The 20841-nt window shown below is 43.4% G+C and carries 20 protein-coding genes; 16 read left to right on the plus strand and 4 right to left on the minus strand.

Annotated features, from left to right (window positions below; all coding sequences use genetic code 11):
• Positions 1-7: 7 nt before the first annotated feature.
• From cysW to BA724_RS17295, 7 genes are all read left to right on the plus strand, one after another.
• The gene (gene cysW, locus BA724_RS17265; RefSeq protein WP_069939904.1) at positions 8-871 is read left to right on the plus strand and encodes a sulfate ABC transporter permease subunit CysW; all 864 of its coding nucleotides are present in this window, start codon (positions 8-10) and stop codon (positions 869-871) included.
• Between the two features lie 14 nt (positions 872-885).
• Positions 886-1932: a sulfate/molybdate ABC transporter ATP-binding protein gene (locus BA724_RS17270; RefSeq protein WP_069939905.1), complete on the plus strand. Its 1047-nt coding sequence runs from the start codon at positions 886-888 to the stop codon at positions 1930-1932.
• A 73-nt stretch (positions 1933-2005) separates the two neighbouring features.
• Positions 2006-2308, plus strand: a complete 303-nt coding sequence (locus BA724_RS17275; RefSeq protein WP_342670014.1) for a DUF2325 domain-containing protein — start codon at positions 2006-2008, stop codon at positions 2306-2308.
• 164 nt (positions 2309-2472) lie between these two features.
• Positions 2473-4197, plus strand: coding sequence for an adenine deaminase (gene ade, locus BA724_RS17280; RefSeq protein WP_245676259.1), 1725 nt, complete (start codon positions 2473-2475; stop codon positions 4195-4197).
• Entirely contained in the window at positions 4194-4514 is a 321-nt protein-coding gene (locus tag BA724_RS17285; RefSeq protein ID WP_069939906.1) for an MGMT family protein, read from the plus strand. The genes ade and BA724_RS17285 overlap by 4 nt, the downstream gene beginning before the upstream one ends.
• Before the next feature lie 101 nt (positions 4515-4615).
• On the plus strand, positions 4616-6046 hold the full coding sequence (locus BA724_RS17290) for an FAD-binding oxidoreductase (RefSeq protein ID WP_069939907.1): 1431 nt from the start codon (positions 4616-4618) through the stop codon (positions 6044-6046).
• On the plus strand, positions 6043-6585 hold the full coding sequence (locus BA724_RS17295) for an MFS transporter (RefSeq protein ID WP_069939908.1): 543 nt from the start codon (positions 6043-6045) through the stop codon (positions 6583-6585). The genes BA724_RS17290 and BA724_RS17295 overlap by 4 nt, the downstream gene beginning before the upstream one ends.
• 14 nt (positions 6586-6599) lie before the next feature.
• Here the strand turns inward: BA724_RS17295 and BA724_RS17300 are convergent, their stop codons facing one another.
• Positions 6600-6944 carry a DUF3307 domain-containing protein gene (locus BA724_RS17300; RefSeq protein WP_069939909.1) on the minus strand — a complete coding sequence of 115 codons (345 nt, stop codon included), beginning with the start codon at positions 6942-6944 and terminating at the stop codon, positions 6600-6602.
• A 116-nt stretch (positions 6945-7060) separates the two neighbouring features.
• Between BA724_RS17300 and BA724_RS17305 the strand changes: the two genes are divergently transcribed.
• The 5 genes from BA724_RS17305 (at position 7061) to BA724_RS17325 (ending at position 12161) form a co-directional block, all read left to right on the plus strand.
• Positions 7061-8185, plus strand: coding sequence for an HD domain-containing phosphohydrolase (locus BA724_RS17305; RefSeq protein WP_069939910.1), 1125 nt, complete (start codon positions 7061-7063; stop codon positions 8183-8185).
• A 26-nt stretch (positions 8186-8211) separates the two neighbouring features.
• On the plus strand, positions 8212-10050 hold the full coding sequence (locus tag BA724_RS17310; protein WP_069939911.1) for an adenylate/guanylate cyclase domain-containing protein: 1839 nt from the start codon (positions 8212-8214) through the stop codon (positions 10048-10050).
• 20 nt (positions 10051-10070) lie between these two features.
• The gene (locus tag BA724_RS17315) at positions 10071-10496 is read left to right on the plus strand and encodes a MarR family winged helix-turn-helix transcriptional regulator (protein WP_069939912.1); all 426 of its coding nucleotides are present in this window, start codon (positions 10071-10073) and stop codon (positions 10494-10496) included.
• Between the two features lie 92 nt (positions 10497-10588).
• Entirely contained in the window at positions 10589-11215 is a 627-nt protein-coding gene (locus tag BA724_RS17320; RefSeq protein ID WP_069939913.1) for an FMN-dependent NADH-azoreductase, read from the plus strand.
• Positions 11216-11333: 118 nt separating this feature from the next.
• Positions 11334-12161, plus strand: coding sequence for an STAS domain-containing protein (locus tag BA724_RS17325; protein ID WP_069939914.1), 828 nt, complete (start codon positions 11334-11336; stop codon positions 12159-12161).
• A gap of 112 nt (positions 12162-12273) precedes the next feature.
• Here the strand turns inward: BA724_RS17325 and BA724_RS17330 are convergent, their stop codons facing one another.
• From BA724_RS17330 to BA724_RS17340, 3 genes are all read right to left on the minus strand, one after another.
• Entirely contained in the window at positions 12274-12735 is a 462-nt protein-coding gene (locus BA724_RS17330; protein WP_069939915.1) for a hypothetical protein, read from the minus strand.
• Positions 12732-14156, minus strand: a complete 1425-nt coding sequence (locus tag BA724_RS17335) for a sigma-54 interaction domain-containing protein (RefSeq protein WP_069939916.1) — start codon at positions 14154-14156, stop codon at positions 12732-12734. Before BA724_RS17335 ends, BA724_RS17330 begins: the two co-directional genes overlap by 4 nt.
• A 77-nt stretch (positions 14157-14233) precedes the next feature.
• The gene (locus BA724_RS17340; RefSeq protein WP_083256287.1) at positions 14234-15676 is read right to left on the minus strand and encodes a sigma 54-interacting transcriptional regulator; all 1443 of its coding nucleotides are present in this window, start codon (positions 15674-15676) and stop codon (positions 14234-14236) included.
• A 438-nt stretch (positions 15677-16114) separates the two neighbouring features.
• On the opposite strand from BA724_RS17340, the gene BA724_RS17345 reads away from it, so the two are divergent.
• The 4 genes from BA724_RS17345 (at position 16115) to BA724_RS17360 (ending at position 20804) form a co-directional block, all read left to right on the plus strand.
• Positions 16115-16702 (plus strand): UbiX family flavin prenyltransferase, encoded by a 588-nt coding sequence (locus BA724_RS17345; protein WP_069939918.1) that lies wholly within the window; start codon positions 16115-16117, stop codon positions 16700-16702.
• Positions 16703-16808: 106 nt separating this feature from the next.
• Positions 16809-18158, plus strand: a complete 1350-nt coding sequence (locus BA724_RS17350) for an MFS transporter (RefSeq protein WP_083256288.1) — start codon at positions 16809-16811, stop codon at positions 18156-18158.
• A gap of 16 nt (positions 18159-18174) precedes the next feature.
• Positions 18175-19632: an aldehyde dehydrogenase family protein gene (locus BA724_RS17355; protein WP_141719974.1), complete on the plus strand. Its 1458-nt coding sequence runs from the start codon at positions 18175-18177 to the stop codon at positions 19630-19632.
• Between the two features lie 20 nt (positions 19633-19652).
• The gene (locus BA724_RS17360; RefSeq protein WP_069939919.1) at positions 19653-20804 is read left to right on the plus strand and encodes an iron-containing alcohol dehydrogenase; all 1152 of its coding nucleotides are present in this window, start codon (positions 19653-19655) and stop codon (positions 20802-20804) included.
• Positions 20805-20841 lie beyond the last annotated feature (37 nt).

Below are 20841 nucleotides of genomic sequence, written 5' to 3' on the forward strand. Positions count from 1 at the left end.
TGATTGTATGGCTGGACATATCCCGCTTCAATACAGTAGTACAAAAGCTGGAAAGCGCTCGGCACAGGAACCATTGATCGTGCGCTTCTTGTTAATTACGGCAGCACTTGCTTTTTTATTTTTATTTCTATTATTGCCGCTTCTGGCTATATTTATTACGGCATTTGAACAGGGAATAGGGGTTTATGCAGCCTCCATCACCGATCCGGACGCATTGTCAGCGATTAAGCTCACTCTGCTGGTTGTTGTTTTGACGGTGCCGCTGAATGCTTTGTTCGGTGTCGCAGCGGCATGGGCGATCACAAAATTTGATTTTAAAGGTAAAAGTATTTTAATCACCATCATTGATCTGCCGTTCGCGATTTCACCGGTAATTGCGGGACTTGTATTTGCCCTTCTATTTAGTGCGCATGGTTTATTCGGTGATTTTTTATTCGAGCATGATATTAAAATATTGTTTGCGGTGCCAGGTATTGTACTCGCGACTCTTTTCGTCACCTTCCCTTTTGTGGCGCGGGAATTGATTCCGCTTATGCAGTCGCAGGGGTCAGCGGAGGAGGAAGCTTCTTTAACCCTTGGAGCGAATGGCTGGAAAACGTTTTGGTTTGTGACACTGCCCAATATTAAATGGGGCTTATTATATGGCATCATTTTATGTAATGCGCGGGCAGTCGGAGAATTTGGCGCCGTATCGGTCGTATCCGGCCATATTCGAGGATTGACAAACACAATGCCGCTTCATATCGAGATTTTATATAACGAGTACCAATTTGCCGCTGCTTTTGCGGTGGCGTCGCTTATGTCTATTTTGGCGATTGTCACACTGGTATTGAAAAATATAGTGGAATGGAAAGCCGGACAGCACGGTTAACGGGAGGGCATAATATGAGTATTCAAATAAAAGAAGTTTCGAAGACGTTCGGCTCGTTTCAAGCGCTTAGTGATATTAACCTGGACATTCAAACGGGCGAGCTCGTGGCACTGCTGGGACCGTCCGGTTCAGGGAAAACATCGCTTCTCCGTATTATTGCCGGACTGGAGGAATCTGATAATGGCGCTATTTTATTTGGAAATGAGGAAATAACGCATATTCGAGCAACCGAACGGAAAGTTGGCTTTGTGTTCCAGCATTATGCGCTGTTTAAACATATGACAGTCTTTGACAATGTAGCGTACGGGTTAAAGGTTCGCCCGAAAAAAGAACGCCCTTCTAAAAAAGACATCACGGAAAAAGTAAGGGAGCTTCTTTCCCTTGTAAAGCTTGATGCATTCGCGGACCGGTATCCAGCACAGCTTTCCGGTGGGCAGCGGCAGCGTGTGGCGTTAGCGCGGGCGCTTGCTGTGGAACCGAAAGTACTCCTGCTGGATGAACCGTTCGGTGCATTGGATGCAAAGGTACGAAAAGAACTGCGTCGCTGGCTAAGAAGGCTGCATGATGATTTTCATATTACGAGCATTTTTGTGACACATGACCAGGAAGAAGCGTTGGATGTGGCAGACCGGATCGTCGTCATGAACGAAGGGAAAATCGAGCAAATCGGCAGCCCGGAAGAAGTTTACGAGCATCCGAACAGCCCGTTTGTGTATGATTTCCTGGGAAATGTCAACGTTTTTCATGGGCGATTAGAGAATGGACAATGGAGAAATGGTGCAGGCGGCGAAAATCATGGATCGTTGGCGTACGTGCGTCCGCATGATATTTTGATCGAACGGAAAAAGCCAGCAGATGATGCAGTGCAAGCGAAAGTGGTTCATGTACATGTAGTCGGCCGTACCGTGCATATTGAGCTAAAGCAGGAGAGAACGGACCAATTTCTCGAAGCGGAACTAACAAAAGAGAGATACCGGGAATTAAACATTAAAGTAGGTGAAAACGTGTTTGTTCGTCCAAATCAGTTAAAGGTGTTTATCCCGGAAGACTATTCGATATAACGAGCTGATCAGGCGACTGAAAGCTGCTTATCTTTTACAGATAAGCAGCTTTTTTTGATAAAAGAGGGAGGAGATGACAGACATGACTTCATTGCTCATTGTGGGCGGAGATAATATTGAAAGCCTAAAAGAAAAGTTATCAGCTCATGGCTTTGACGAAGTGCTTCATGTAAGCGGGCGAAAAACAAACATGGTACGTACAGGTATACCTGTTCATATTGATCTCGTTTTAGTTCTGACGGATTTTGTGAATCATAATTTATCAGCAATCGTAAAGAAAAGGGCAAATGAGCAGTCCGTTCCGATCTGTTTTGCCAAGCGCTCCTGGAGCTCTATTTATAGGGAGGTGGAAAAGCAATTCGTAAAATCAGTGTAAATGTTAGGTAAGGCCTGTTCCGTTTTTATTAAAATGCGGACAGGCCTTTTTATTTTGAAACAAAAATAGTTTTCACCTCAAATCTTTTCGAGTAAAATAGGAAAAACTAGTGAGACAGTTCACAAGCGCCGACGGCTTACAAAAAAGATAAAGGGGGAAGTGGCATGACAGATGCTATGAAAAAATTGATTCATACAGCGCAGCACCCGGAAGAAGCGGATTTGATCATTCAAAATGGGATGATTGTCGATGTCTTTTCGCTCCAAACGTTCGTGGGAGATGTCGCAATTAAGGATGGCTGCATTATCGGCATTGGCACGTATCCAGAAGGGAAAAAGGTATTGGATGCTTCGGGGAAATATGTGATGCCCGGTTTTATTGACGGCCATATTCATATTGAATCCACCATGGTCACACCATCCGAATTTTCGCGGGCGCTGATCAAGCACGGGGTCACAACCGTTGTTACCGATCCGCATGAAATCGCTAATGTGGCGGGTACAACGGGTATTGACTATATGCTTGAAGACGCGTCTCATACAGACATTGATATTTTAATGAAGCTGCCTTCCTGTGTGCCGGCCACGCCATTTGAACAAAACGGGGCAACATTAACCGCTGATGATCTTCACCCTTACCTGCACGATGAAAAAGTGATTGGACTGGCGGAAGTAATGGATTATCCATCGGTTTTACATGCAGACGATGGGATGCTGGCGAAAATAGGAATGACAACAGCTGCCGGATTAACAGTAGACGGCCATGCGGCGGGGCTTTCGGATACAGCACTGAATGTGTACAGTACAGCAGGCATCCGTAATGATCATGAAGCGGTAACGGCGGAGGAAGCAGAAGCGCGTGTTCGGCGGGGCATTCATGTTTTAGTACGGGAAGGCTCGGCGGCTAAAGATTTGCTGGCGATTTTGCCAGCCATCCATGAGCGGAACAGCAGCCGGTTTTCGTTTTGTACCGATGACAAGCATTTGGATGAATTGGCGGAAGAAGGAACGGTAAATTACGCTGCACGTTTAGCGATGGAGCACGGTCTTGATCCGCTTATCGCGATTCAAATGGCGACGATCAATAACGCGGTTTGCCATGGTCTGCAAGACAAAGGAGCCGTAGCCCCCGGTTACCAGGCCGATTTGTTAATCGTGGAAAACATAGAAACACTGCAGCCGGAGACGATTATTAAAAACGGCCAAATCGTGGATCTAAACAATGTGAAAAGCCGGCCGGCGCTCGTGCCGGAGTCCGTAAAATCCTCCATTAATATAAAGAAACTCACGAAAGAAGCGCTCCAAATCCCGCTTGAAGATGGCCAAAAAGCGATGGTGATCGGTGTTGTGCCGGGACGAATTATTACGAATAAAATTGCGGCTAATGTGAAAACAAAGGGTGGATTTTTTGTGCCCGATGTTGAGCGGGATCAGCTGAAAATCGTTGTTTGCGAGCGTCATCATGCGACAGGCAGTATCGGAGCGGGTATTGTAAACGGGCTGGGCTTAAAACGAGGCGCCATCGCATCAACGGTCGCCCATGACTCGCATAATTTAGTGGTCGCCGGAACGAATGATGAAGACATTTTAGTGGCGATTGAAGCAGTGGAAGACATGCAGGGCGGGCTTGCAATTGTGGAAGACGGGCGCGTTTTGGCATCAGTTCCACTCCGTGTTGGAGGCATTATGTCGGAAAAGCCGTATGAAGAAGTCATTCAGGAACTGCATCACTTGCATGAGCAGCTGGCTTTTGTGGCGGAAAAATCACAAAACATTTTTATGATTTTATCGTTTCTGTGCCTGCCGGTCATTCCAAGCTTGAAGCTGACGGACAAAGGCTTGTTTGACGTTGATTCATTCCGTCATATCGAAGTAGGGATTCGGGAGTGACACCTTTTACGGAAGACGTCATCCGGGTCTTAAAAGACATACCGCCGGGTGTTGTGGTTACGTACGGCCAGGTGGCGCGGCTTGCGGGCAGTCCGCGGGCTGCCCGGCAGGTTGTCCGCATTTTACATTCGATGAGTGAAAAACACAATTTGCCATGGCATCGGGTTGTCAATGCCAAAGGAGAAATCAATGTGCCGGATGAAGCGTCCAGAGTAAAGCAGCGCCGTCTTTTAATGGAAGAAGGGGTTTTGTTTGCTGAGGATGGACGCGTTAAACTAACGAACGAAATAAAAAGCACAAATCAGCACGAAAACTGATTTGTGCTTTTTTGTTAGCTATTCGACAGTTTTGATCATTGTTGATATAGTATGTGTAAAAATTATGAAAAGATGGTTTTTTCATAAAGGTGGATCATGAGATGAAAGCAGGATTGTTCATTTGTGTGTATGCCGCTTTATTTGCGGCTTCCTTCTATATATACAATCAGTATTATGCCAGCTCTACAGTAGAAGATGCCGGACACCTTCTGCCTGCCCGGGTAAAAGAAATCGAACAGGCGGACGGCGAAGAAACCTTAAAGGAGCTCGTAAAACAAGCGAATCAAATCGGGAGCTACCTCACCATTGCCGGGATGCAGCACAGCCAGGGCGGCCAGACGTATTACCCGGGGGCGGTCATGATTGATATGAAGCCGTTTAATAAAATCATTGATTTTCAGCCGGAGAAAAAAGAAATTACTGTTCAAAGCGGAGCAACGTGGGATGATATCCAGCAGCACATTAACCCATACGGTCTTGCTGTGAAAGTCATGCAGTCGCAAAATATTTTTACGATTGGCGGCTCGTTAAGTGTGAATGTGCACGGCCGGGATATCCGCCATGAATCGCTAATCGATACGGTCCAGTCGTTCCGGTTGTTAAAGCCGGACGGCACCGTTATTCGTGTCAGCCGCACAGAAAATGCAGATCTTTTTCCATATGTGATTGGCGGCTACGGCTTATTCGGCATTATTTTAGATGTGACGCTTTCTTTAACGGACAATGAATTGTACGAAAAGAAAACGAAGGAGCTTGACTATAGAGAGTACAGCCGCTATTTCCAGGAAGAAGTCAAAGAGAATCGAGATTTTAAAATGCACCTTGCCCGTATTTCGGTAGCGCCATCTTCGTTTTTACGTGAAATGTACGTGACGGATTATACAACAGCAAAGGACCAGCAGCTGCTAAAAGACTATGAAACATTAAAAAAAGAACGGATTGTTGCACTGCCGAAGCTTTTCCTTGGCTTTTCCCGCTACAGCGGATGGGGGAAAGACATTTTTTGGGATATTCAAAAGCAGTACATGCTTGAAGACAATGGTGCTTATGAATCGAGGAACAATGTGATGCGCTCTGAAACCGATTTTATGACATATGAAAGCAGCACAAAAACAGAAGTATTGCAGGAATACTTTGTGCCAGTCGATGAATTTGTCGGCTATATTGATGATCTGCGGCTTGTTCTCCAAAAAGAGAATGACTTTAATCTTCTCAATATTACGATCCGCTATGTGGAAAAAAGCGATCAGGCCGTTCTTTCCTATGCAAAGGAAGATATGTTTGCGCTTGTTCTGCTAATCAATCAAGGCAAATCGAAAGAGGGAGTGAAAAAATCCGAGAGGGTCATCCGAAAAATGATTGATGTCACCTTGAAGCATCGCGGCAGCTATTACTTGCCTTATTACGCCTTTCCTTCAAAAGAGCAGCTGAAAACGGCTTATCCACGTATCGATGAATTTTTTAGAAAAAAGCAGCAGGTTGATCCAGATGACCGATTTACAAACCATTTCTACGAGGAGTATAGCAAATGAATTATCGGCAGTTTGTTTTATCTCAGAGCATCATTTTTATGGCAAGCAGCATGGTTTTTCCATTTTATGTCCTGCTGCTTCGAAATGTTGGAGACAGTTATTCACAGTTTGGCTGGGCATATGGCCTTTTTGCGTTAACCTCGGCTCTTTCATATCCTGTTATTGGAAAATGGGCAGATCAGTCAGGAGACCGGACGCTGCTGCTTTTTTATTCGCTGGCAATGGCGTTCATTCTTTTACTGTTTCCGCTCGTCACGAATGTATGGCAAGTATACGTCCTGCAAATTGTTATGGGAGTGTTGGGGGCTGTACAGAAAAATACAGAAAAAGCAGTTTTGGCCCGGCGTGCTGACAAAAAGCAGGTCGGCGCCGACATGGGCCGTTACCACTTTTGGACGTCGATTGCGGCAGCGGCAGCAATCATTATTACCGGTTATCTGGTTGATTTCTTGACGATCGCCACTATTTTTTATATAGCTTCTCTCCTGTACGCCTGGAGTGGAATTGTTATTTGGAAAAAGAAAAAAGCCTTCTCTTGATGAGGAAGCTTTTTTCATATGTATAGCGCGGCGGCAAGAACAAGCAAGTGGAAAATTTGATCGACGATAATACCGAGCCAGCCCGCTTCCGGTCCGCGTGCAGTCATAATAGTACGAACCCACCAGGCGACAAATATGCGCCGGTCGATGATAATATGTGTGATAAACACAAAGGCGACAGCCAACGGAGAAAGGCCTCCAAAAGTGAGCTGGGCAAATAAAGATACAATCAGTGTATAAACGAGACAGTGCGTAAGAAGAGGCCTCCATCTAGATGCTTTATATTGTGCCATCCAGCTTGTTTGAAACAAGTAATCTCCTACTAAATGTGCTAACAGCAAAAAGCTAAATGGCTCCATTGATTCACCTCACTTTCCAAAATAGGCATCTATGTCTTGATAAAATTATGATATATTAAAAATATCATACTATCGTTTTAGGTCATAGGAACTTTTTTGCGAATGAGGTGAACAGTATGGAGGTCAGCCGGTCTATCCAGCATGAGCTTTCGGCAGAAGAAATGCTTGAAATTATACTAGACTATGCGGCGAAAATTTCGGGGGAAAATGACCTGGATACGCTGCTCATTTTAATGGCTGAGATGGGCCGCGAGCTTGTAAGAGCCGACCGGTGTACCCTCTGGCTTGTTGATCATGAAAAAAACCGCCTATGGACAAAAGTGGCACATGGGATTGATCGTATTGATATGCCTGCTGACAGTGGCCTCGCAGGGTATTCTATTCAAACGGGTAAAAACGTGCTTGTAAAAGATGCCTATAAAGATAAGCGTTTCAACCCGGCTATCGATAAAAAAACAAATTATCGGACAAGGTCGGTGCTCTGTATACCGATCCGCAGTTTTGATCAGGAGACGATCGGGGTCTATCAGACCATCCATAAAGGGCCCGACTGGTTTTCGGAAAAGGATGCAAAAAAATTGTCACTGGCGGCCTCCTACACAGGGAAATCGATTCAAGCCGCTATTTTGCATTCGGAGCTTGTGGAAACGCAGCGAGAAATTATTTTTAAAATTGGGGAAGTGAGCGAAAGCCGTTCACGGGAAACAGGCCAGCATGTTAAAAGGGTAGCCAAATATTCACGTGCGCTGGCTAAGCTGGCTGGATTGCCGGAATCAGAGGCCCAAATCCTCGAGCTGGCATCACCTATGCATGACATCGGCAAAGTGGCGATTCCGGATCACATTTTAAAAAAACCGGGCAAGCTGACGGTGGAAGAATATTCCATTATGCAGACACATACAACAGAGGGCTATAATATTTTTAAAAGTTCAACCCGCCGTATTTTTAAAGCAGCTGCGGTCATCGCATACGAACACCATGAAAAGTGGGACGGCACCGGCTATCCGCGCGGGTTAAAAGGAGAAGAGATCCATCTGTATGCGCGAATTACAGCTATTGCAGATGTTTTTGATGCTTTGGGAAGCAGCCGCGTGTATAAAAAGGCATGGCCGCTTCATCAAATTGTCCAGTTTATTGATGAAGGACGGGGCCGTCACTTTGACCCGAACCTTGCAAATTTATTTTTGGACAATCTTGAGATTTTTATGGCAATCCGGAAGCAGTACGAAGATTCTTTTTAATTCATTTTATAAAAGGCGGAATAGCGATGCCGAAAGAAAAAACATACCAATTTCAAAAAATATTTCCGTTGCCGAGAGCTGAAGTATGGACACTTTTAGCCGACACAGATCATTTAAACCGCATAACTGGCCTTTTTCCAGTTCATTTTACGGAAGCACAGTTTGCAGATCGGACCATGTTTAAATATGCAGAAGCAAAGGTGCTTGGCTTTATATCGCTTAAATGGCGTGAATATCCATTTGAATGGCTAAAAGAGCAGCGGTACTCTGTTGAACGTTTATACGAGGATGGCCCGCTTAAACGGGTATTATGGACAGTAGAATGTAAAGATGTTTTCTTGGATGGGAAGCAGTGTACGGAAGTAACAGGAACCGCCCATTTTACAAAACGCAATGTACTTGGACAAATCGCCATCTCGGTAGTTGCACTGCCATCTTTAAAAAGAATTGTTATGGATTATTTAGACCAGTATATAAAAGAGAATAAAAATCAAGCAGCCAAAAAGCTGCCGCAGGAAAAAAACTTCTATACAGTGGACCGCCAGCGTTTCGACCGCCTGCTTGAACAATTACGGACCGCATATCCGAATGAGAAAATGATTGGCTGTCTTGAGGCCCATTTAACAGAAACGGGCGATGATGAAGTGCTTCATATGAAGCCATATCGACTCGCTGCCAGGTGGGGGTGTGGACGTCAAGACGTGCTGCATCTTTTTCTGTATGCAACAAAAATAGGGATTCTTACGCAAAGCTGGAATTTAATGTGTCCAAATTGCCGTGTGCCGAAAGAAACCGTTTCATCATTATCTGAAGTAGCCGGGCAGATACATTGTGATTTATGCGGAGTCGGCTATGATCTTAATTTTGATCGATACGTAGAAATGTGCTTTTCTGTGCATCCTTCGATACGCAAGGCAGCAGATCAGACGTATTGTGTAGCTGGGCCGATGAGGTCACCGCATATTTTTGCCCAATATCGGCTCAAGCCGTCCAGGTCCCAGAAAGTGTACTATCCGTCGCTTCCCCCGGAATCACGCGTTCGAACGCTGAAAACCAATCACATAATGGCAATTACCTCGGGCGGGAACCAGGCTTTTACTTATTCATCAAAAGGGTGGACGAAGCCGAATGCAGCTCTTTCGGCAAGCGGTGGAATGATCGAGCTTCACAATGAAAGTGATAAAGAGCAAGTGGTCGTATTTGAAACCACTTTATGGGATGCAGAAGCCTTGACCGCAGCAGACGCCACATCTACTCAATTGTTCCGGGACTTATTTTCCAAAGAAGTCATCGCTCCTGACCAGCAAATTGGCGTTGAGTCGTTAACGATCTTATTCAGCGATTTGCGTGGCTCAACAGCTATGTATGAGCAAATTGGCGATGCTAAAGCATACCAGCGTGTTCGTGCTCATTTTGATTTTCTCAGCCGCCACATTGCAAAGCACGATGGCGCCATTGTAAAAACGATTGGCGACTCTGTTATGGCCGCTTTTTATAAACCGGAGAATGCGCTGCGAGCCGCACTCGCTATTCAGTCAGAAAGCCCCTCATTTAATCAGGAGCAAAATACAGATCTTGTGATTAAACTGGGCTTGTGCAGCGGACCGACCATTGCGGTAAATGCTAATGAACTGCTTGATTATTTTGGACATACTGTTAACAGGGCAGCGCGCATTCAACAGCAAAGCAAAGGTGGAGATATTATAGTGAGTGCCGAAGAATGGGAAAGAGAATCCTTTGCGGCAGCGGCAGCAGGCTTCAATTTTGAACTGAGCCGCTCCTATCAAAAGCTGTCCGGTATTCAGGAGGAAGCCGAGTTAGTGAGGGTCGCTCATATTTCGGCATCAGACGAACCCGCTGTCTGATGCTTCAAAAGGAGAAAAATATGAACATTTCGTTAAAGGAATATATTAGTATTTTTATTCATCAAACAGATTTGAAAATAACGAGTTGTGTAAAAGAAAGGCTGGCCCGCTTTAATCTTGCGCCTGAACAAAATTTAATTATGATGCTGCTCTGGGAACGAGATGGGCGGACCCAGCAAGAGCTGTCAGAACAATTGGAAAAGGACAAAACGAATATTACTCGAATGCTTTCAAGCCTGGAACAAAAGGGGTTCATCAAACGCATAATCGAAACATGCGACCGACGTTCAACCCGTATTTTTTTAACGGAGGAAGGAAAGGCGCTTGAATGCCATGTTATTCCGTTGACAGATGAGTTTCATCGTATCATTACGTCAGGGGTGACCGAAGAAGAGCTGGCGATTGTGCGGAGAGTTTTGTCGAAAATGCGCGAAAATGTAAATTAAAAAAGTTAGGTTTAATAGTTGCTATGGCAACTAAATATATGGTACAATTCTTTCAGTGATAAAAAGTAACTAACTAACTGGAGGAAACAAAAATGACAAACGTTTTATTTGTAAAAGCAAACTCACGTCCTGCCGATCAAGCGGTCAGTGTCCAATTATATAATGCATTCTTGGAAGCATATCGCGCCGAAAATCCATCAGACAACATTACAGAACTGGATCTTTTCGCAGAAAACCTTCCGTACTATGATACTGATAAAATTAACGGTATGTTCAAGCTGGCACGTGGCATGGAGTTGACAGCAGATGAAAAAGCGGCAACGGACCTTGTTACAAAATACTTGAACCAATTTTTAGAAGCAGACAAAGTAGTTTTTGCTTTCCCGCTTTGGAACTTCACGATTCCAGCAGCGCTTCACACATACCTTGACTACTTAAACCAAGCCGGAAAAACATTCAGCTACACGCCTGAGGGCCCGGTTGGCTTGTTGAAAGACAAAAAAGTAACATTGTTAAATGCACGCGGCGGCGTTTATTCAGAAGGCCCAATGGAGGCGCTTGAAATGTCTGTAAAATATGTGCAGGCGGTTCTGGCGTTCTGGGGCGTGGAAGATGTTCAGACAATTGTTATCGAAGGGCACAATCAATTTCCAGATCGTTCAGCTGAAATTGTTCAAGCAGGTCTTGATACAGCGAAAGAAGCAGCTCTTACATTTTAATTATTCAAAGCTGTCCCGCATATTGGGGCAGCTTTTTTATACGTAAAAATCGACAGGACATAACCCCTCAGATAAAATAAAAAGATAAGACCAATTTGAAAGCTGAGGCGGTAGATAAATGCATAGAAATCCAGAATTGCATCAATTTCTATTAAGTAAGGCCAGAAATTTAACGGAAGAATGGTATGCTGCGCTGGATAAATCAGAGACAGAGGGCGTGTATGCATCAACCGATCCGGATGTGATTCGAAAGTTGAAGCAGCAAAATTTTTCCTTTCATGAACATTTATGTGAAGTATATATAAAAGAAGAAACAGCCTTTTTTGAAGATTTTATCGACTGGATTATGGGAGTGGCAACTGACAGTGAGCATTTAAACACGCCGGTTCATATTATTTTAGGGGAATTTCTAAATGTTCAGGAGCAGTATCTCGATTACATTGACCAATTTTTACATAAGCATCAACATAAATATACATATGAGGAAAGTAACCGCTGGAAACGGATGCTCATTAAAACATTTGGACACGTAATGCGCAAATTTATGGAAGAAAATCATAAATTCGCACAATTAAAGTTAAAAAGCCAGCAGGAAGTCATCTACGAATTAAGTACACCTGTTATTGCCCTGCAAAATAAAAAAGGGCTCTTGCCTATTATCGGTGCAGTGGATACAGGGCGTGCCCGGCATTTACTTGAAAAAACCATTTCGCAATGTGCCGAAAAAGGCATTAACCACTTGTTTATTGATCTGTCCGGTGTAATTGTTATTGATACAATGGTCGCCTTGCAGATTTTTCGTCTCATTGACGCGCTAAAATTGATTGGTGTAAAAACAACGCTGTCCGGCATTCGCCCAGAGGTGGCTATGACATCGATTCAGCTTGGATTAGACTTTAATAAGCTTGATATTACCGGAAATCTTGCGCAGGCATTAAAAGAATAAAAAGAACCGGTAAAAAATAAAGAAAAACACCTCGCGTATCATCTTAGTTAAGAATCGTATTAACGATAAACGGGTGTTTTTTTTGTTTGTTTCATTCTTCAATACGATAAGCTTACTTGACTAATTCATCCAGAACTTCATTCCAGCGCTGGATCACATGATGTGAATCCTTTAATTGAATTTTGATGCCGGATGTGATGTCAGCATATTTGGCTTTATCTGTTTTAACAAAAAGAATGGTTCCGGAAAACCGTTCCCGTACATGTTTTGCGTGCTCAATTAACGGCAATTTTTGAAGTGAAAGACGTAAATAATGAACTTGTTCTGCTAAAACAACGACGAGTGTTGCTTTGCCGGTACGTAAAATATTAGATATTGTGGCGGTGCCGGGCCATAGCGCAAGCCTCACTTCTTTATGATTAAGCGAGATGATTTCACCGACACTAATCATGGCAGTATGGGGCCACATGTCTTCACCTACTGAAAGCAGCATCATTGCTTCTGTCTGCTTTGTCTCTAAGTCTTTCCCGTTCAGCAGATTTACTATATCTTCTGGCATGCCGGGTTGAATCATCTGGCTTCACTTCCTTTCAATACCTTATTTATTTTACAGATTTCACTGACTTTCAGATCGTGCTTTTTCATTTTACGGATTAAAGTTGTATGTGAAACACCCAATATCTTCGCAGCTTTCCGGATGGTTCCTTCACGCTCGATTATACTCTCGATCAAATTCTTTTCCACCGAATCGAATAAATTTATCCCATTATGCTTATTTTTTAATAGTTCAGACAATCGTACATCCGAATGCTGCTTAGAAACGGGGAGTTCTTGAGGTTCTATAACATCGTTTTTGATGGTAAGAACGAGCCGCTCAATAATATTAGACAGTTCTCTAATATTGCCCGGCCAGTGATAGTCATAAAGAATGTCAGAAGCGGCTGTGGAAAGTGATTTGTTTTTTGTATATTCCTCATTAAAATGTTGAAGGAAATGGCCTATTAATAAGGGAATATCATCTTTTCTCTTCCTCAATGGCGGGATATGAATCGGAATAACATTCAACCGATAATAAAGATCTTCACGAAACTCCCCTCGAACCACCATGGATTCTAAATCCCGATTAGTAGCTGTGATAATTCTTGCATCTACCTGTATCAGCTTTGTACCGCCTACCCGGGTAAACTGCTGGTCTTGAAGCACTCTTAATAGTTTTGCTTGAAGGTGAAGAGGGAGTTCACCGATTTCATCCAAAAATAGGGTTCCTTGATCTGCCAATTCAAACAAACCGGGTTTTCCTTGTTTTTTCGCACCGGTAAAAGCACCAGTATCATAGCCGAAAAATTCGGATTCCAGAAGGTCCTTCGGGATCGCGCCGCAGTTCACTTTAATAAAGGCGCCGGAATCTTTACGCCTGCTCGTTTCATGAATTTCTCTGGCAAGTACATCCTTTCCTACACCGGATTCACCGAGCAAAAGGACAATTGAGTCCGTTTGTCCGATATGATGAATCAGCTCAATAATTTCCTTCATTTTCCGATTTGCTGTGATAATGCCCCGCTTAGCATGATGCTGGCGGAGTGTGAGGAGTTCTGTGTAATATTTGGCTGAAAGCTTTTCAATCTCTTCTACTTTCTTTTTCATCGTAATCAATTCAGATATATCGTGTGTGATAGACAGCATCCGTACTAATTGTTTATTTTCATCAAACATCGGGATGGCTGTAACGAGAACATCCACACCGTTTTCGTACTGTTGAAAATCAGTGATGGTCCGCTTTTCCTTTAATGCTTTTAACGTAACCGAGGGTTTTTGGAATAGTCCTCTTTCAACAATATCCTGCATTGTTTTCCCCGTATAAGCCTCTATAGGCAGGCTGCTTAATTTAACCATAGCCTGATTGGCCAATATAATGCGGCCATTATTATCTATTACTAAAATTCCGTCTTGAAAATTTTCTACAATCATTCGGTATAACTCTAAGTCAGGGATCATCCGTATGCTCCTCCTGTAATTAAATAGTATGAAGAACATTGAAAAAATTTTCAGGAGACTAGATACATATGCCGATTCTAACGTATTGCCTTGAGGGTAACACCGTACTTTTTCATTTTTTGAAAAACGGTCGTATGAGGCACACCTATGGCTGTTCCTGCTTTTCGAACCGATCCGTACTTTTTCAGCGTTCGAATCAGCGCTTCCTTTTCAAGATAGTCAAACAGGTTGTCTCCTTGCCCGAACGTGTTCCAGTGCAGGGCGAGGGTATCCATTGATTTATTCTCCTGATCTGGCGGTCCGCTTTCCCTTTTTAAATAAGTAAGTACCTGTTTGGGCAGTTGGCAGGATTCGATTACATCGCTTCGTGAGGTCAGTACAAGCCTCTCTACGATGTTTGATAATTCCCGAACATTTCCTGGGAAAGGATATGACATCAGTTGTTGAACCGCTTGTTTTGAGAACCGTTTCATACAGTTATACTTCGCGTTGAACTCCATTAAAAAGTAGTTCAGCAGCGGAAGAATATCGTCCTTTCTTTCTCTTAATAAAGGAATCTTAATAGGCACTATATTTAAGCGATAATAAAGGTCTGTCCGGAATGTTCCTTCTTCAACCATTCTCTCTAAATTCCGGTTGGTGGCAGCGATAATACGTACGTTGACATTAATAATTTGCAGCCCGCCTACACGCATAATTTCCTGTTCTTGCAGGACACGCAGCAATTTTACCTGCATATCTAAGGGCAGATCCCCAATTTCATCCAAGAACAGGGTGCCGCCGCTGGCCATTTCAAATATACCTAGTTTTCCGCCTCTTTTCGCACCTGTAAATGCGCCCTGTTCATATCCGAATAATTCAGATTCCAAAAGGTGAGGGGGAATTGCTCCACAATTGACTTTCATGAACAATTCTTTTTTTCGGCAGCTGTTTTCGTGAAGCATTTTGGCAATGACTTCTTTTCCAACACCGGATGCCCCTAATAAAAGCACAGTCGAGTCTGACGGTGCCACATAGTGGACGATGTCAAATATTTCCTTCATTTTCTGGCTATGACCAATGACTTTGCTGCTTCTTTTTGTGTTGTTCGTTTTTTGGGGGGCAGTCAATCCATCTCGGGAAGAACCGCCGGAAAGTATCACCTGGCTTAACTCATTATAAAAAAGCCTGTGGAGTGTATTCCGACTGATACAGCCGTGATAAATTCCGTCATTTATAACGGGAAGCAGCTGATGATTGTAGAATGGCAGAAAGTAAAGTTCTTCTGTGCCATTGATCGTACAGCAATCTTTGTCGATGTACTCTTTAATGCTATTATTCGGATCGCTATTCAGTAAATCCTTTGCGTGAAGAATGCCTGAAAATGTCTGTCCAGACAAAACAGGGAGTTCATTCAAACTGGCTGATTTCATACAGTTAACGGCTTTCCATACAAGCTCGGTTATCTGAATAACAGGCACTGTTTTTTCTACATGATCGAGCCATTTCATAAACGCGTCACCTTCTTTATTAATTTTCATGTCCAAATCAGTGAAATAAACAAAAACAAAGTGACATAAAAGTAAGCGCTATCATTAATGAAATATACCATACGAAGCAAAAGTATATATTTAAAATATTATTTATCCAATAAAATTTTATAGGTTTTTTAATATATATAGAAGCTGATCTATTTGTTTTTAAAAATTTTTTTGGAACTGCATGCGTTCCAGCTGTAACGCCAGTCGTTCCATTTTAATACGTGATATACCGGAAATGATTGAATTTAAAAGGAATTTTTAATTGGCACGAATTTTGCAATAACTAATGTGAGGACAGCCATTGAGGTTTGCGGGCATGAGAGGAGGAGTAAAAACAGCCAAAATTCAGTTGTTCTAAGCGTAGAGGAAGAAGGCTGCTTCCTTAAAATTTTGCAAAACCACTTACAATTGATAACGCTTTCAAAAAAGGAGGTAGAAATGAAAAAAATTGTGGTCGGTATATCAGGTGCCAGTGGAGCGATTTATGGAATCCGTTGTCTTGAAACATTAAATAAGCTGGGAATTGAGAGTCACGTAGCTATCAGTACTGCGGCGGAAAAAACGATCGAATATGAAACAGATTACACTCTGGAACAAGTTAAATCTTTATGTACGTACCTATATGACTTGAAAGACATCGGGGCAAGCATTGCAAGTGGGTCCTTCCGAGTAGATGGAATGATCGTAGCCCCTTGTTCGATTAAAACACTGTCGTCCATTGCTAATAGCTTTAATGATAATTTAATCAGCAGAGCGGCTGATGTCACGTTAAAGGAAAGAAGGAAGTTGGTAGTAATGGTTCGAGAAACCCCTTTTCATTTGGGGCATTTACGGCTTATGCAGTCTGCCGCTGAAATGGGGGCTGTGATCCTGCCGCCGGTGCCCAGCTTTTATCATAAACCAGCTTCTATCGATGATATTGTCAATCAAAGTGTTGGAAAGGCGCTTGATCAATTTGGAATTGATGCGCAGCTCTTTGATCGCTGGGAAGGGCTTCCTGCAAATGAAGCGGTAAAGCATTCATAAATGATTCGTTAAATATGTTTCTTAAAGCTGGTTTTCAGTAATCATCTTTTGTTTTATTTCATTGAAGCAAATCAATATAAAAATATAAACAATAGGGGGAAATCGAATGTCAAATGATGCGATAACTCATGTAGAGCCTGTTGAACAAGGAACTATGGGAGTAACAAAAAAGCAGTTTCGATCTGCAATGCTTGCGTCGTTATTAGGGTGGTCGTTTGATCTTTATGATCTTTTCCTTCTTCTTTTTGTGGCGCCAACCATTAGCTTGCTGTTTTTTCCAACAAGCAGTCCGACGCTTTCTCTCGCTGCAGTATATGCTTCGTTTGCCGTGACACTTCTGATGAGGCCGCTCGGATCTGCCATATTTGGCTCTTATGCAGATAAAAATGGAAGAAAGAAAGCGATGATTGTTTCTGTCGTAGGGGTTGGAGTGAGTACAGCCGCTTTTGGCCTGTTGCCGACGGTGCCACAAATCGGGTTTATGGCCGCGGTCATTTTCCTTATTTTGCGACTTGTCCAGGGTGTTTTTGTCGGCGGCGTTGTGGCGTCTACACACACAATCGGAACAGAATCAGCCCCGCCTAAATATCGCGGTTTAATGTCCGGCCTTATTGGCGGTGGAGGAGCTGGCTTAGGAGCTCTGTTCGCTTCGATCACCTTTGCTGTTGTTTCAGCTTTGTTTCCCGGTGAGTCCTTTAACGAATGGGGCTGGCGTGTCATGTTTTTTACAGGGATTTTTGGTGCTGTAGCAGGGCTTTTTGTCTTTCGATCTCTTAGCGAGTCCCCGCTATGGGCACAATTGCGTGAAGAAAAGAAAGAATCGGACCAAGAGACTGTCGTCGTGCAGAAATCCCCTGTCAAGACGCTCTTCACCAGTTATCCGCGTGTATTGCTGATAAATGTCATGATCATTGCAGGAGGCGGTTCAGCTTATTACCTGACATCTGGTTTTATTCCTACGTTCCTAAAAGTAGTAAATGAAGCTGCTCCGCAAGTTGTTTCTGGTGTATTGATTGCATCAAGTATTGTTACGATCATTTCAGCTTTATTGTTTGGCCATCTTAGTGAAGTAATCGGGAGAAAGAAAACTTTTATTCTCGTGGGAGCATTAAATATTATTGGGCTTCCATACTTTTACCTGGCTCTCGGAGAGTCAGTTACAACCCTTTCCATTTATATGAACACGATGGGTCTTGTCTTTCTTGGTAATGCCGCATATGCGCCTGCGCTTATTTTTCTGAATGAGCGTTTCCCAACGTCCATCCGCTCTACAGGTACCGGGCTGTCGTGGAATATAGGATTTGCCATTGGCGGCATGATGCCAACGTTTGTTACATTGACGAGCGGCACAATTGAAAACATACCTCACACGCTTATGTATTTTTCAATTGCCATTTTCGCAGTTTATCTCATTGGTGCACTCATCGTCCCTGAGACAAAAGGGAATCTGAAATAAACAGGAGGGTAAAAAAATGGTGACAAAAATGAATCTTACTGGAAACTATATTAATGGTGAATGGCAAGAAGCGAAAACGGGAGATACGATGGAATCTGTTAATCCCGCTACTTCTGAAACAATAGGAGAATCCCAAAAATCAGGTGTGGAAGATATCAAACTGGCTATTGGACATGCAAAAACAGCCTTTGAAAAATCCGACTGGCGTTCCAATTCAACGCGGCGTTCCGATGCTTTAATGCAATGGGCCTATAAGCTGGAAGAAAACAAGGAAGACATCGCCAAAATTCTTACACTTGAAAATGGAAAGCCGCTGAAAGAATCACGGATCGAATTGAACGCTTGTATAGATACTCTAAAATACTTTGGTGGTATGGCACGCAGTGTATTTGGAAGGTCGATAAACCTGTCAGCCACTTCATACGGAATTATTGATAAAGAACCCATCGGCGTTGTAGGCATTATTTCGCCATGGAACTGGCCGGCGATGCTGATGATTCGGGAAGCTGCCCCTGCACTAGCTGCTGGAAATGCAGTCGTGCTAAAACCAGCAAGCCGTACACCGATCGTAAGCACCGCTATTGTGAAGCTGATAGAAGATAACGAGTATTTTCCGCCCGGAATCGTCAATATTGTAACAGGTCCCGGCAGATTGATCGGGGATGAAATGACAACAAACCCGGATGTTCATGCAATCAGTTTTACTGGTGATACAAGTACTGGAAAAAATTTAATGAAAAAAGCGGCAGAAAAGGTGAAGAAGCTGGCTCTGGAACTTGGTGGGAAATCTCCAAACATCTTATTTCCTGACGCGAATTTAGAGAAAGCGATTCCAGCAGTAGCAAAGTCAGCCTTTATTACGGCCGGGCAGATGTGTTTTGCGGGTTCTAGAGTACTTATTCATGAATCCATACACGAACAGGTGGTAGAAGAGCTGCGGAAAGAAGCTGAAAAATTGAAAGTAGGCAATGGAATGGATGAATCGACCGATATGGGGCCGGTCATTTCAGAAGACCAGCTTAATACTATTTTGGAATATTGTGAAATCGGCCGGCGGGATGCGAAGCTGGTAACCGGGGGAAATAGGCTGACCGGTGAAATGTATGATAATGGCTTTTTTATTGAGCCGACGATTTTTGACCAGGTTCCCATCGAATCAAAAATTGCACAGGAAGAAATTTTTGGACCTGTCCTCGTTGTTCAAGTTTTTAAGGATGAAGAAGAGGCAGTCGAACTTGCTAATGGGACGATTTTTGGATTAGCTGCCGGAGTCTGGACAAAAGATGTGAACAGAGCGATGCGTGTAGCGAAAAGAGTGCAAGCTGGAACGGTTTGGATCAACACGTATAACAAAAATTACCCGCAAACTGAATTTGGAGGTTATAAAGAGAGCGGGATTGGGCGCACAAGAGGCATCGAAGGATTACTAGAATATACCGAGACAAAACATATCAACATTGAGATTGAGGAGTAAAGGAAAGGAGGAAGGTTATTATGTATTCTTCATTTGAATTTCATCTTCCAACAAAAATACATTTTGGCTTAAATAAAATTGAGCAGCTTGACCAGCAGCTTTCAAACGTTAATCGTGCCTTTATTGTAACTGATAAAGGAGTATTGAATTCCGGTCTGGTTGAACACGTGACAAAGATATTGGAAAAGAATGCGACAGCCTATGTTATTTATGATGAAGTGGAACCAGACCCGAGTGTTGAAACGGTTGACAAAGTGGCCGGGGTGTTTCAGCAGGAGGAAGGAGACGCTTTAATTGCGATTGGCGGCGGGAGTCCGATCGATACGGCAAAAGGTGTTCGTGTTATCGCCGACAATGGAGGGAGTATACGAGATTATGCAGGGGTGAATCTCGTCAAAAAATCATCCAGCATCCCGCTTATTGCAATACCTACCACGTCGGGTACCGGAAGTGAAGTAACCATTTTTGCTGTTTTTTCAGATTGGGAAGAAAATCGAAAAGTGACGGTAACAAGCCCGGCTCTTGCGCCGGATATAAGTATCGTTGACCCGAAAATGACGATGACTGCACCTCCGAGAATTACAGCTGCATCCGGCTTTGATGCTTACGCACATGCTGCTGAGACATTTGTTTCGCGTGCATCTCAGCCTGCCAGTGATGCTCTTGCCCTTTCAGCTATGCGTACGGTGCATAAATACCTTCGTCGTGCCGTTTACAATGGGGGGGATGTAGAGGCGCGGGTTAAAATGGCGGAAGCCAGCTTACTGGCGGGGATGGCATTTAATCAGTCTTATCTTGGCTTAACGCATGCGATTGGGAGTGCGTTAAGTGGACATGCCCATGTTAGTCACGGTGTCGCAATTGGTCTTCTGCTGCCGGCGGTGATACGTTACAATTCGATCTCACAGCTGGATAAGCATGTGGAAATGGCCCGGGTTTTTCGTGAGGTTGACCTGTCAATGCCAGAATGGAAAAGCATAGACCAATTAATCGAAGATGTAACCCGACTGCGTAACGATGTAGGTTTGCCGCAAAGATTGCAGCAAGTAGGAGTGGAAGAAGATCAGCTTAAGGCGATTGCAGCTGATTCTATTAAAAGCGGAATGTGGAAATTTAATCCGAGGCAGGCATCAGAAGAGGAGATTTTAAATATGCTCAAGGACCTTTTTTAATAAGATTAAAAGTCGTGTGACGATTATACACATTTAA

Source organism: Domibacillus iocasae (assembly GCF_001750285.1).
GTDB lineage: Bacteria > Bacillota > Bacilli > Bacillales > Domibacillaceae > Domibacillus > Domibacillus iocasae.

Excerpts from the sequence above, each read along its gene's own strand:
- cysW (WP_069939904.1), top strand. The coding sequence starts at position 8 with ATGGCTGGACATATCCCGCTTCAATACAGTAGTACAAAAGCTGGAAAG.
- BA724_RS17270 (WP_069939905.1), top strand. The coding sequence starts at position 886 with ATGAGTATTCAAATAAAAGAAGTTTCGAAGACGTTCGGCTCGTTTCAA.
- BA724_RS17275 (WP_342670014.1), top strand. The coding sequence starts at position 2,006 with ATGACAGACATGACTTCATTGCTCATTGTGGGCGGAGATAATATTGAA.
- ade (WP_245676259.1), top strand. The coding sequence starts at position 2,473 with ATGACAGATGCTATGAAAAAATTGATTCATACAGCGCAGCACCCGGAA.
- BA724_RS17290 (WP_069939907.1), top strand. The coding sequence starts at position 4,616 with ATGAAAGCAGGATTGTTCATTTGTGTGTATGCCGCTTTATTTGCGGCT.
- BA724_RS17295 (WP_069939908.1), top strand. The coding sequence starts at position 6,043 with ATGAATTATCGGCAGTTTGTTTTATCTCAGAGCATCATTTTTATGGCA.
- BA724_RS17300 (WP_069939909.1), bottom strand. The coding sequence starts at position 6,944 with ATGGAGCCATTTAGCTTTTTGCTGTTAGCACATTTAGTAGGAGATTAC.
- BA724_RS17305 (WP_069939910.1), top strand. The coding sequence starts at position 7,061 with ATGGAGGTCAGCCGGTCTATCCAGCATGAGCTTTCGGCAGAAGAAATG.
- BA724_RS17310 (WP_069939911.1), top strand. The coding sequence starts at position 8,212 with ATGCCGAAAGAAAAAACATACCAATTTCAAAAAATATTTCCGTTGCCG.
- BA724_RS17315 (WP_069939912.1), top strand. The coding sequence starts at position 10,071 with ATGAACATTTCGTTAAAGGAATATATTAGTATTTTTATTCATCAAACA.
- BA724_RS17320 (WP_069939913.1), top strand. The coding sequence starts at position 10,589 with ATGACAAACGTTTTATTTGTAAAAGCAAACTCACGTCCTGCCGATCAA.
- BA724_RS17325 (WP_069939914.1), top strand. The coding sequence starts at position 11,334 with ATGCATAGAAATCCAGAATTGCATCAATTTCTATTAAGTAAGGCCAGA.
- BA724_RS17330 (WP_069939915.1), bottom strand. The coding sequence starts at position 12,735 with ATGATTCAACCCGGCATGCCAGAAGATATAGTAAATCTGCTGAACGGG.
- BA724_RS17335 (WP_069939916.1), bottom strand. The coding sequence starts at position 14,156 with ATGATCCCTGACTTAGAGTTATACCGAATGATTGTAGAAAATTTTCAA.
- BA724_RS17340 (WP_083256287.1), bottom strand. The coding sequence starts at position 15,676 with ATGAAAATTAATAAAGAAGGTGACGCGTTTATGAAATGGCTCGATCAT.
- BA724_RS17345 (WP_069939918.1), top strand. The coding sequence starts at position 16,115 with ATGAAAAAAATTGTGGTCGGTATATCAGGTGCCAGTGGAGCGATTTAT.
- BA724_RS17350 (WP_083256288.1), top strand. The coding sequence starts at position 16,809 with ATGTCAAATGATGCGATAACTCATGTAGAGCCTGTTGAACAAGGAACT.
- BA724_RS17355 (WP_141719974.1), top strand. The coding sequence starts at position 18,175 with ATGGTGACAAAAATGAATCTTACTGGAAACTATATTAATGGTGAATGG.
- BA724_RS17360 (WP_069939919.1), top strand. The coding sequence starts at position 19,653 with ATGTATTCTTCATTTGAATTTCATCTTCCAACAAAAATACATTTTGGC.